The sequence below is a fragment of the Anoxybacillus mongoliensis genome (genome assembly GCF_014201515.1).
Taxonomy (GTDB): Bacteria; Bacillota; Bacilli; order Bacillales; family Anoxybacillaceae; genus Anoxybacillus; species Anoxybacillus mongoliensis.
On sequence record NZ_JACHEQ010000001.1, the window covers coordinates 130,898 to 143,338 of the forward strand.

Genomic DNA, 12,441 nt, shown 5'->3' on the forward strand with positions numbered 1-12,441 from the left:
TCGGAGCCTTAACTTATGCCTTCTTCAGTCAGTTTCTCCCGCTCGTGCCTTGCGATGATCGGACCGTTTAATAAATCTACATCGACAATATAGCGCGGTCGCTGTTTCGTTTCTTTATACACTTTCCCGACATACTCCCCGACTAGCCCGATCGCAATAAGCTGCAATCCTCCGACAAGCCAAATCGACATGATGAGCGACGTCCAGCCTGTTTGTGTATGACCGGTCATTTTTAAAAACAATACATATAACGCAAACAATACGCTCACAAAAAACGAACAAAAGCCAAGGAGTGAAACGAAACGAATCGGCACCATGCTAAACGATGTTAACCCGTCAAACGCAAAACGAATCATTTTCATGAACGGATATTTCGTCACGCCCGCTTTTCGCTCTTTTCGGTCATAATATACCGTCGTCGACGGAAAACCGAGAAGTGGAACAACGCCGCGCAAAAACATATTCACTTCACGAAACTGCGCTAACGCTTCAACTGCCCGTCGGCTCATGAGACGATAATCGGCATGATTATAAATCAGCTGCACGCCGATACGATTCATCATACGATAAAACATTTCCGCCGTCCGCCGTTTCACATACGAATCGACATCACGCTTTCTCCTTACGCCATAGACGATGTCGTATCCTTCTTGAAATTTACGCACAAACTCGCGAACGACATATATATCATCTTGCAAATCGGCATCCATCGTCACAATACAATCTGCCATTTGTTTGGCGGCAAACATGCCCGCTAACAGTGCATGTTGATGTCCCGCGTTTCCTGCTAGTTTAATGCCTTTCATTTCTTCATAACGTAAACATGCTTTATAAATGATCGACCACGTCCGATCGCGGCTTCCATCATCGACAAATACAATTTTACTTTCCGAAGAAATGAGCTGTTCATCGATAAGTTGCTGCCGCAACGCCCGCAACTGTTCGATCGTCTCTGGCAACATGTCTTCCTCGTTATAACAAGGGACAACGATCGCTAAAATTGTCATGTCGTTCCACTCCTTTCTATTTCGTATAAATAAATCGTCCATGCGGACTCCTCGTGTTCAAACGTGCGCAATAGCTTTAATTGATTTTGTTTCGCATTGTCAATGGGCAAGGCAGAAAATATATACCGCCCCCCCATGTCGTACAATACGTCTGTATGAAGCTGTAAATGGCGAATGCGTTTGTTCGATTGTTTCGTAAACATATACTTTTTCCCAAGCTCAGCGACAAAAATGTAACAACGTCCACCCCATTCATCGAAATATTCCTTTAACTTTTTATTTTTGTTTAGCTCGCTCGCAATAATTTGACGAAATTGATGCTTGTACGAAAGCGGATAAAAATTGTTGTACGTATCTAACGTGTAAAAGCCGTTATATTGCGCAATCGCCGGATGCATGCCAATGCTGACGACGCGATACGTATGTACAGGCTTTCCGATATATTGTTTCATATCGTCAAATTGCTTTTCCGCATAAAACGCCCGAAACGTCGGCTGATTGCGATATGCGACTTGCTCATGAAATAACATCGCCACAACGAGTTGAGCGGCGAGCGCAAAGGAAACGATGCGCCGATCCCATGCGCGCCAAATGATACGAAGCGACAAAGCAAACAAGACGTAAATGATCATCGGGCGTAAAAAGTGATAGCGCGCAAAATTAAACCGGTCTAAAAACGGAAACGCCTCGGTCGCAGGAAGCCATCCTTTATAAAACCAAAACGCATACCAAAGCGATAGCACAACATTCAAGACATGAAGTTGCCAAAATAACGTTTCACGCTGCCACCATTTTCGTTTCCATACGATATATAGCGCGATAAACGTCACAGGTAAAATAATGAGCGTATGAATCGTCATCACATGCGTATGACCGAAGATGTAGTTTTTAAATGTTAAACGAAGCGACCGCCAGAACGACAAACGTGCATGGAAATATTCGTCGCGACTCGTTGGTTCTGTCGAAAATAAAAACGAATGAACGAGCCGATATTCCACCGCCAAATAAAGTGCAGTCATATACACAAGTGCCAACAATAGTGGCACGTTCGGACGGCGTCGCCATGCATCCATGAGCCAAAAGAAAAACATGGCGCTTAAAAAAAAGAAAAAGCCGAGCACGAAGCTAGAATAGAGAGGAAGAAGCGTCAGCACGATATAATTTTTCCACGAACGATCGCCCGCACGAATATTCAGGAGCGCCCATAACGCAAGGGGCATGCCGAGCGTGCTAAGCATTCCTGACGGCCAAAACGGCGTCAAGGCAAACGTAAGCGCTACACCGACGCGAATCCACTCCGCCTCTTTTTCTTTGAGTACGTGCGTTTTCAACAACAAATACATGCCGATAAACGCAAAGATGCGCGTCAATAATTGACTAAGCCCGTATGCATAAACAGATGGAAAAAGCGCATGAAGCCACACAATACCACTAAACTCTGTTCCGTATGCATTGCGTGGCAGTCCATTAATCACTTGTGGAACGGTCGCATCAATCGCCCCGAACAGCTCGCCGCTTTGTGTGAGCACACGATACCAAGCAATATTCGAATCTAAATTATCGTGCACGCGCATATGCGCATCCTCGCCAAGAAGAAAATACGGCAATGCGTGCAAACAAACGATCATCATGCCAAATGCGAACAGTTTCATAACGCCCCTCCATTCGCCATTATTTTTTAACAATTGATGAAAAATATGCATAAAAAAACCTAAGCTATACAAGCTCAGGCCAAAGTTGCTTACAAAATTTACGTATGAGACGCGGAACGAGATGATCGCGCCGATAGACGAGCGTATGAACGAGCTGTTTTCTTTCTTCTTCTGTTATCGACCAATCTTCTGGCATATGTTTCATCATTTCTTCAATTAAAAGTGTCGGCATCGTTTGAATGACCGCAATCGCCTGTTCAAATTGTTGTATAGTTGTAAACGATGCCATCATGCGATGCATTTTGCTGTCTATGAGCGTTTGCGGCAATTGTTTTAGTTGTTCAACAGTCCACGCAAATGACCCACATATATCCGCATGGTCGATGATCCATAACGTTTGATCCGCTCCGTTTTGTTCAATAATGACGTTTTTTCGCGTCCGATCGCGATTGTACAACCAATAATCAAAAACGATAACACTTGCCAATTGCGAAGTATTTTTCATGTTTTGTATCGCTATGTCATGAGCGTTTTTCCCTTCAATATACGCGCTCGCAAATTGCGTTTTCGTTTTAATCACTGTCGTTTTGTCTGGAATAGGTAAAAGTGTAGGTGGTAAAGAAACGAGACGAGCATGTGGAACAGGAAGGTGCATATATTTTGCGATTTGGTAAGCGAGCCATTCGTTAATGAGCGCTTTCGGTTTTGTTGTATCGTAACATTTGACGACATATCGTTTTCCATCATCAAACGTTACAAGATGAGAATTATGTTTATGAGCCACAAACGTTCGTTCATACTTCATATTTCATCCCTCACGATATGATGTAATAAATCGACATACGTTTCAGCGCAACGTTCAATTGTAAATCGATTCAGTACATGCGCCCGTCCTGCCTCACTCATATACGTATATTGTTGTTTGTCGTCAATGATTTCAGCAATCGCGCGAACCGCCCCGCGCGTATGATGCTCGCGAAATAAATATCCTGTTTTTCCGTGTACGATAATTTCTGGCATCGCCGACACACGTGGCGCAACGACAGGCACACCGCACGCCATCGCCTCAATAAATGTATTGCCGAACGACTCGACTTTCGTCGTCGCTAATAAACAGCCACCCGATTGACGAATTTTCGCATACATCTCAGGCATATGTTGATACGGAACAACTGGAAACCATTTTACAAATGACGTCAGTTGCTTTTCCTTCCATTCTGCTTCAAACGTTTCTTTATCTACACTATGTTGTCCGCCAATGACCCAACATTCGATATCATCGCGCTCTTTTTTCAATAGCGAAGCGATACGTAAAAATGCGCGCCAATTTTTCCGCCCATCTAACCGCCCGACATATGCAATAATTTTTTTGTTCGGTACATCATCGCATGGAAACGGGCGAAAAAAAGATGCATCTAAACCGTTATAAATGACCGTAATCGGTGCACGTTCATCGCTTAATAGAGAGAGAAGACGTTTTTGATAAACAGACGGAACGATAAATTGCCGCGGAGTAATCTTTTCCACTCCTTGCAAGTTTCGTTTCAACTTTAACAATTCCGGCGTACGCGCCTCAACAATAATCGGTCCATTATACCCGACATCACTTAACCAATCGTACGCTTGGCTCGTATCGACGACGATGATCGCATCATATGATTTTCGTAATATGTCGTATATGTCTTTTTTCTTTTTCGCGATATAAACATTTGCAACATCTTCCATCATATGCATGCCACCGAGATCTTTCGTATATAAAAAGTCTGTCTGAATGCCATGTCGTTTAAAATATATCGCTCGATTACGCCATCCAGCATTCACGCCACCTACAGTCAACAAGCGCCAAATGACTAAAATGTTCACCGCTCCTCCCCCTTCCGCGCATGCTCTTTTATTACTTTATGTGAAGTATGGAGAAAAGTTGATGACCGTTTCATCGGTATCTTATTGTTCATATAGGGAAGAGGATGGGTATTTCTGAAAAAAAGCTTATAAGAATGTGACTGACGATGTTGCGTAACCGATAATCAAACAGTAACAGCGACTATGCAAGCCATTTTACAAGCACTCGATGCCCCTCAATTAGCTGAAAAAACAGCGTAAGTACGCAGCACATTGCGCGAACAAATGGTGAAACAAAACGAGGATATGTATGAGAAAAACTAGGGATGCGTTCCCTAGTTTTTCAACAGTCTGAAACATGGTCATTATTGACCATGTTTCACGACAATTCCATATACGCTCGGATGGAAATGAACGAGCTCGACATGCGCAAACGTTGCTTTCATTTCATTGAACAGTTGATGAGATGGAATACGTTCATGAATCGGTGGACCCATTTCACTTTCGACCGCTTCCCATTCGATCAATATAAACGTACCGCTTGGCTTTATGATGCGAGCGATTTCTGCAAATGCCGCCTCACGATCATCAATTTCGTGAAGAACAAACGCCATCAATCCTTTATCAACAGATTGATTAGGAATCGTTGTTGCGGTGACATCGCTTAGGATGTATGTAATATGTTCTACTCCTTCTTGTTTTGCATGTTGCTTCAGTAAATCGAGCATTTCTTGTTGCACATCAACCGCATATACCGTTTTTGCCGTTTTAGCGATCGGCACAGTAAAATAGCCATTTCCTGCCCCTAAATCCGCCACGACATCATGTTCATTTATATGCAATATAGAGACAACTTTTTCTGGCGCAATCAACTCCCGTCTTTTTGGATTCAACAACTTTTCCGCTTTCGAATGATGAAACCGATGTCCTGTCATTTCTCATCCATCCTTTTCTTTTTTATACCTATATGCGTATTTTACTCTTTTTTTCATTGCCTGTCATCTGTTTAAAAAAGTTTTTTACTTTACAAAAGTAAGTAATATACTTTAATATAGTTATAGTTGTTTCGTAATTTTTTTGAACTAGCTATGCGAGGAGGAAAAACAATGGCAAAAGTGCTTTATATTACTGCAAATCCAAAACAAGAACAACAATCATTTAGCTTATCGGTCGGTCGTGCATTTTTGGAAACTTACAAACAACATCATCCAGAAGATGAAATCGTTGAACTACACGTATATGATACGGACATTCCGTACATTGATGCCGATGTATTTAGCGGTTGGGGCAAACTGCAACAAGGACAAGCGTTCGAGCAATTAAGCAAAGATGAACAACAAAAAGTGGCGCGCATCAACGAATTATGCGAACAATTTATGGAAGCTGACAAATATGTATTCGTCACACCGATGTGGAACTTTAGCTTCCCGCCAAAACTGAAAGCATATATTGATACGCTTTGTCTTGCAGGAAAAACGTTCAAATATACGGAAGAAGGTCCTGTTGGGTTATTGAAAGGGAAAAAAGCGATTCACATTCAAGCGCGCGGCGGCATTTACTCCGAAGGCCCAGCAAAAGAAATGGAATTTGGCGACCGTTATTTACGCGCTGTCCTCTCTTTCATCGGCATCACAGACGTCGAAACGATTGCTGTGGAAGGCATGAACGCTTTCCCAAACGAAGCAGAAGCTATTAAACAACAAGCGATCGAACGCGCGAAAGAAGCGGCAAAACGGTTTTAGTTGAAGAGAGGCTACCTTACAGCGCTCATGCGTTTTAAGGTAGCCTCCCTTTTTGTTTTCTTTCACCTAGGTTGCGACAGACGCTTTCTTCTTACGCCACGGGCGTATAAACGAAATGATAAAAACAAACATCGTCACAGCCACTTGAAAATAATTATTTTTTACATCAGTTTGCCCCTTTTACATTTCTCGAGTGTAATGATGTGAATCATCAATCGAGTGAATGGGGTCACAAAGATGGAAAAACACATACGAAAGCATTTAAAAGCTTGAAAACATAAAAAGCTAGCATGTGATGCGCTAGCTTTTTACGCCGATGTTTTTGTCGGGAAACGGCCGTTTTTTTCATCTGTTTGTACATACGTTTTTTGAACATATGGGGATGTCATGAGCGAAATCATTGCACCGTAGTCCACCGCAAAGCGAATGTGATCACCGATTTGAATGTCGGTGCGTGTCGCATCAACAATAATATGGTCGCTGCTTGATCCGATGATGTCAACGGGCGCAAGGGGCGTTAGTCCGTTGACGTGTACATCTTGGCGACCGATGCCGACAATCGCGCGTTTCATCATGCCGCGTTCTTGAAACGTCGGTGTTTCGCCAAATGCGTTGCGGCTTTGTACACCGTATGGAACAGATGGCTTCGTCTTCACTTCAATGACTTCGGTCACTAAACAAAATGCATCTTGATACAAGCCAGGGATCGCAGCGCCACGAATCGTCTCGCGTCCTAAAAAAATGGCTTCGCCTAATCGTAAATGGTTAATGCAACCGACGTCTTTCGTTTGTTTTAGCCAGTAATAGTTCGCGGAGTTGCCACCGGATACGTATCGTAACAATAATGAATATTCTTTTTGAATGTATTTGGCAAGCGATGAAAGTTCGCGCATTTTTTGATCGGTCGGAATAATGCCACCGAAGCAGGCAAAATTCGCTCCGATGCCGATGACTTGAATGTTTGGCAACTGCAAAATTTGTTCAATAAATGCCGGCACATCTGTCGGCATGACGCCTTCGCGCAAGTCGCCCATTTCAACCATGACGATGATCGCATGCGTCTTGTTTTGCTTCACCGCTTCTGCAGAGATGGCACGCACGACGTCGATTTCTGATTGAACGCTGACATCGACATGTTGAACGACTTCGCTTACTTCACTTAGCGCAGGGGTGCGAATAAGCATATATGTCGCTGGAATATGCGCTGATTTTAATTTTGCGATTCTCTCCACTTTCGTATCTGCTAAACTTGTAATGCCGCTATCGACAAGGGTGCGGGCAATTTCCGCATCTCCGTTCACCCCTTTGACGACAGCTGTCATTTGAATGCCTTTTTCTTCGCACCATTTTTTCAACGTCACAGCATTATGACGAATTTTCCGCAAGTCAATTTCGACTCTCGGCGTCATGATACGGCCACCTCATGTTTTTGTAAAGATGGGAAATAATCGATGAGACGATTAACGACTTTATCGGCTCCATATTTTAATACATCGGTCACAGGCATACGGAATTTTCGTTCGTATTCGTCAATTGTTTGTTTTAGTTCTTCATCTGTCATCCCTTCATGATTTAACGTAATCGCAACAACGTTTGTTTTTCCGAAATGCTCAATTAACGCAATTTCACTTTCCACTGTCGGCATCTCAACAAACGGGAAGTCACCAAGTACTTTTCGCTTCGGTGGGTGTTGTAAAATAACGGCTTGCGGTCGCGCCCCTTTTAAAATGCCAGCCGAGCTCACGTAAGCTGGGTGGCTTAACGCCCCTTGTCCTTCTACGATAATCATATCTGGTCGCTCTGTTTCATATGCGCGCACGACTTCACGCTCAAGTTCACCGATCATATATTGAAGCGGAAATGCGTCCATCGCAAAGCCGTACGACGCACCTTGAATTAACCCTGTTTGTCCTGTCGCAACGAATGCCGTTTTATAACCGCGCTTTTGCATTTCTTTTGCGACGATCATCGCCGTCGTTCGTTTCCCGCATGCGCCATCTGTCCCAAGCACCGCCACAATTGGCGCTTTCACTTGCAAAATGCGTCCCGTAAACAACGTCCATTCTTTTTTCGGACGCGGTTTGCGAACGTCGCGAATCGTTACCCCGTAGCGTTTCGCCATCGTCATCATTTCTTCATCTTCTGTTAAAAACTCTTGAAGTGGATTAATGATGTGCATGCCTGCTTCCATCGCTTTGATAATCACTTGGCGTTCTTCTTTTTTGAGAAAAGCGTTCGCTGGAGCAATTCCTAAGATGAAGTAGTTTGGTTTTTCTTTTGCGGAGGCGATTGCATCTTGAAGATTTTTACAAATCGGAATGCCGTTTTTCTTTTGATCAAGCACCTCGCCGGCATCTTGACCAGCTTTTGTCGAATCAATGACTGCCACGATCTCATACAACCCCGAATCGCGCACAAGTCCATTCGCTGTTTTTCCATCCATGGAACCAAATTGATGTTCACAATACACAATGGCGTATTTCTTCATCAGAAATCCCTCCATTTCTTTGTGAAATCAATGTCTCCATGAAAAAACATCTCGCTTTACCGCCATCGGAAAGAAAGATGTCCTCTACTTTTTATTATAACGAATTTTGAAGAAAAAGTAAAATAGTACCTGTCAAACCTATACGAAAAAAGCCAGCACATAAAAGCTGGCGTTTCAATTCCTCATAGGTACGATACAAATAAGCAAAGCGCTGGCGAAATATCTACACACAGACAGAGCGGTTTCAATTCCTCATAGGTACGATACAAATTACAACTTTTAAAAATTGCTCCCTTTCCATTGGAGAGTTTCAATTCCTCATAGGTACGATACAAATAAATGCTTGCAGGTGAAGAGCAACAACAAACGGAAACAGGTTTCAATTCCTCATAGGTACGATACAAATCTGAACACATAGAAAACTTTGCTATGTGTATGGCAGGAATGTTTCAATTCCTCATAGGTACGATACAAATGCAAGACGGCCAGTACAAAATCGCGCTCGCCAACGACCGGTTTCAATTCCTCATAGGTACGATACAAATATGGACGCAGAACCTCAAGTCAAAGAGAATGGAACGGGTTTCAATTCCTCATAGGTACGATACAAATATGAACGGCATCGAGCTCGTGTTCGACGTCGCAACAGTTTCAATTCCTCATAGGTACGATACAAATCGTCTACAATTTGCGAAAATGCTTGCAGGTGAAACAGAAGTTTCAATTCCTCATAGGTACGATACAAATCCCAAAAAGTGTTGATAAATCAACACATGGAAAAGCCATACAATGTCATTATACATACATCCGAAAATTCAGTCAATAGTCTCCGTGCGTTGATACGTCTGAAAAAGTTGCAAAAAACAAATTGTCGTCGATCCCCCGGGGTTTTGGCAAGATTGGAGGTCGACGACGGTTGTGAAGTTATACACAATACAATTATTCCTTTTCTAACAACTCACGCACTTCTTCTTCCGCAAGGTCTGTGACGTTCGCAATATCTTGGACGGTCATTCCTTTTCGCGCCATCGTTTGTATAAGATGCGTCATACCTTGTTTTATTCCTTGCTTGATTCCTTGTTTCATCCCTTCTTCTCTTCCCTTTTCCAACGCCTTTTGTTCGTACGAAATCATGAGTTCCAACACTTTCTCCATTTCATTCACCTCGCTTCGCAGTCTTCGTTCTTCTTCATCTGATAGTTTCACATATGTTTCAAAAAAGCCAAACAATAACCGTTGTTTCGCTTCGTCTAATTCCATTCGCACAAGCATGCGTAAAAATTGTTTTTTCAATTCTACCCGTTCACTTTCAGTATAACCCATTTTACTGAGCAGTGCAGCGGCGATCGGGTTGTCTTGGCGAATGTAGTTGCGCCAGTTTTGTTTACGAAGTTCCACAGTGAAAAAGTGAAAATTAAGCACATGACCAAACGGAAATTGGAGGGTAAATGTCGATGGTTCGTCGCGGATCGTATCGTAGCTAAAGACGGCAATCGGTACGATGTGTTTACGGTATTTTTCAAACAAGCGGCTAAAATAAATAAACATCCGTTCGGGAAACGATGGTTGGACGTAGCTTTGGTTTTCGATATGGACAATAATTAAGCTATCCTCCCCTTTCAATTTCGTTTCGACCAACAAATCAACGCGATATTTCTCCCCTGCCGTTACATCGGTAAACAGCTCCTCCGACAAAAACGATACGTGTTGAAAGTCGATATGCTCATGCATCGTTGGGAAAAAGAGAATGATAAACTCCTCAAAAAACGTTTGAATTAACTCTTTAAACAGACGATCGTGGTCAATGGACATACATTCACCTCGCATACTTTTTTTGACGTTTTTATTCGACAACATCAGCCATTTCCCTGCATAGCTATATAAAAAAGCCAACGTCTAGCACGCTGGCTTTTTTATCGCCCAATCGGCAAGCTGATGACAAACGTCGTTCCTTTCTCTGAACTGTCATGAAGCGCAATCGTTCCGCCATGGTTTTCGATAATTCGTTTCACAATCGTTAACCCTAAGCCTGTGCCCGATGATTTCGTCGTCATAAACGGTTCAAAAAGCGCCTTTTCCATCTCTTTTGAAATTCCGCGACCGGAGTCGTAAATATACATATTGTACGTCCCCTCATTGACATCAGAATATATGCAAATCGTGCCGTTTTCTTCGATAGCTTCGATGCTGTTATGAAGCAAATTGTATAACACTTGCATCATTTGTTTCGGATCGATCCATAACGGAACCCGATCCAGACGAACGTGAACAGCGATTTTTTTTGTTTCAAATGTGTGCTGCAGCAAAGAAAGAAGATCTTGAACAATCGTTTCCATATGCGTCTCTTTTAACATCGGAGCGCTCGGTTTTGCGATAAGAAGCATATCTTCGACAATCGCATTAATGCGGTCAATTTCTTTTAATAAAAGCGGAATGTGGTATTGTTCACGCGCGTTTTCCGCTAAATTTTCGTTCATAAACGCTAAAAATCCATGAATGACCGTAAGCGGATTGCGAATTTCATGCGCTGCTTTCGTTGCCATCTCCCCCATTAACGCCAACTTTTCCGATTGATGTATTCGCTTCGTTAGCTCTTCCATTTCGGTGATGTCTAAAAAGAAAATAGTACGCCCCACCTTCTCACCATATAAATTAAGCAAATTCGATTGAGACGCTAAAAATATTTTTTTCTTCTCATCTTTTTCATACGGTACCTTTACTTGCTGAAATGGATCACGGTGAATGAAAAGATTCCAAAATAGAGCGTTTTTTTCACTTTCTCTTTCCTGCTCGATCATTTGTTTCATTTCTTTTTTATCTAAATCGAGCAACATCGCAGCGGAATCGTTAATAAAATTATTCGATGTCGATTCATCAATTGTCACAATTCCGATTGGCAACGAATTCAGCAACTGTTCAATATACGTTTTGTCATTCGCCACTTTTTCATATAAACGTCCATATTGTCTAAAAGCTAAAGATAATAACAAACCAATAGCTGTAAACAGCAAAATCCCAAAATATTCATTTAATAAAAGAAGACTGACTAACACTAAGGACGTTAGTAGTGTAACACCGTAAGTAAAAAGCCACTCATTTAACATCTCCATCAAAATATGTCTAACGCCAGAAGAAGAGGAAAGTGAAAAAAATCCTATGATTAATAACATGTTTATGGTGGAATAAACAATTAAAGAAAATAAGTACGCATCAAGAAAGGAAATCGAAAAAGAACCACTTTCTCCTCCAAGCATGACAAAAGAATAATAAGCCCCAACAATCATGCATGTATACATCGCAAAATTACATACATGTTTCCACCAAGCCATCTTCTTTTCGTGAAAAAGATATGTTGGAATCATACTTAATAACAACACCATTAATGATGTTTCTAATCCATATACGAAGATGGTAGCTAAATAAATTGTTGAGTCTAATGAAAAGGCATTTCCTTTTGGGGGGAGATGGACAATGTAAATACTTAACAAAGCCGTCGAGAAAGAAAGTAAAAGCAACAACAGCCATTGTTGTTCTACATGCTCAAACGGACGTATATACAAAAATAAGGCACACCCCATAATTGAGATGAGCGCTACATACCATGTGTATAATCGCTTCATAAAATATATTCACCTATCATGTCGGTTTCTTTCACTCTCTCATTCTATTCTAAACATCACGAAGAAGCAACGGAAGCTTATGCCTGAAAC

Annotated in this window: 10 protein-coding genes and 1 CRISPR repeat array; of the genes, 1 reads left to right on the plus strand and 9 read right to left on the minus strand. The window is 42.1% G+C overall.

Annotation, left to right across the window (positions count from 1 at the left end):
• Positions 1–8: 8 nt before the first annotated feature.
• The 5 genes from HNR43_RS00655 to HNR43_RS00675 form a co-directional block, all read right to left on the minus strand.
• Positions 9–1,007 carry a glycosyltransferase family 2 protein gene (locus HNR43_RS00655; RefSeq protein WP_183240242.1) on the minus strand — a complete coding sequence of 333 codons (999 nt, stop codon included), beginning with the start codon at positions 1,005–1,007 and terminating at the stop codon, positions 9–11.
• Positions 1,004–2,659, minus strand: coding sequence for a DUF6044 family protein (locus HNR43_RS00660; protein ID WP_246346203.1), 1,656 nt, complete (start codon positions 2,657–2,659; stop codon positions 1,004–1,006). Before HNR43_RS00660 ends, HNR43_RS00655 begins: the two co-directional genes overlap by 4 nt.
• 64 nt (positions 2,660–2,723) lie before the next feature.
• Positions 2,724–3,464 carry a HipA family kinase gene (locus HNR43_RS00665; RefSeq protein ID WP_183240246.1) on the minus strand — a complete coding sequence of 247 codons (741 nt, stop codon included), beginning with the start codon at positions 3,462–3,464 and terminating at the stop codon, positions 2,724–2,726.
• Positions 3,461–4,522 (minus strand): glycosyltransferase, encoded by a 1,062-nt coding sequence (locus HNR43_RS00670; protein WP_183240248.1) that lies wholly within the window; start codon positions 4,520–4,522, stop codon positions 3,461–3,463. Before HNR43_RS00670 ends, HNR43_RS00665 begins: the two co-directional genes overlap by 4 nt.
• Positions 4,523–4,866: 344 nt before the next feature.
• Positions 4,867–5,436, minus strand: coding sequence for a class I SAM-dependent methyltransferase (locus tag HNR43_RS00675; protein WP_183240250.1), 570 nt, complete (start codon positions 5,434–5,436; stop codon positions 4,867–4,869).
• Positions 5,437–5,607: 171 nt separating this feature from the next.
• Here HNR43_RS00675 and HNR43_RS00680 point away from each other — a divergent pair, with 171 nt between their 5' ends.
• On the plus strand, positions 5,608–6,243 hold the full coding sequence (locus tag HNR43_RS00680) for an FMN-dependent NADH-azoreductase (protein WP_183240252.1): 636 nt from the start codon (positions 5,608–5,610) through the stop codon (positions 6,241–6,243).
• 308 nt (positions 6,244–6,551) lie between these two features.
• Here the strand turns inward: HNR43_RS00680 and HNR43_RS00685 are convergent, their stop codons facing one another.
• The 4 genes from HNR43_RS00685 to HNR43_RS00700 form a co-directional block, all read right to left on the minus strand.
• On the minus strand, positions 6,552–7,652 hold the full coding sequence (locus HNR43_RS00685; protein WP_183240255.1) for an alanine/ornithine racemase family PLP-dependent enzyme: 1,101 nt from the start codon (positions 7,650–7,652) through the stop codon (positions 6,552–6,554).
• Positions 7,649–8,731 (minus strand): N-acetyltransferase DgcN family protein, encoded by a 1,083-nt coding sequence (locus tag HNR43_RS00690; protein ID WP_183240257.1) that lies wholly within the window; start codon positions 8,729–8,731, stop codon positions 7,649–7,651. The genes HNR43_RS00685 and HNR43_RS00690 overlap by 4 nt, the downstream gene beginning before the upstream one ends.
• Before the next feature lie 171 nt (positions 8,732–8,902).
• Positions 8,903–9,478: a CRISPR direct-repeat array (repeat unit 30 nt; unit sequence GTTTCAATTCCTCATAGGTACGATACAAAT).
• A 192-nt stretch (positions 9,479–9,670) separates the two neighbouring features.
• Positions 9,671–10,543, minus strand: coding sequence for an Rpn family recombination-promoting nuclease/putative transposase (locus HNR43_RS00695; RefSeq protein WP_183240259.1), 873 nt, complete (start codon positions 10,541–10,543; stop codon positions 9,671–9,673).
• Between the two features lie 101 nt (positions 10,544–10,644).
• A complete protein-coding gene (locus HNR43_RS00700; RefSeq protein ID WP_183240262.1) occupies positions 10,645–12,351 on the minus strand; it encodes a sensor histidine kinase in 1,707 nt (568 codons plus the stop codon).
• Positions 12,352–12,441 lie beyond the last annotated feature (90 nt).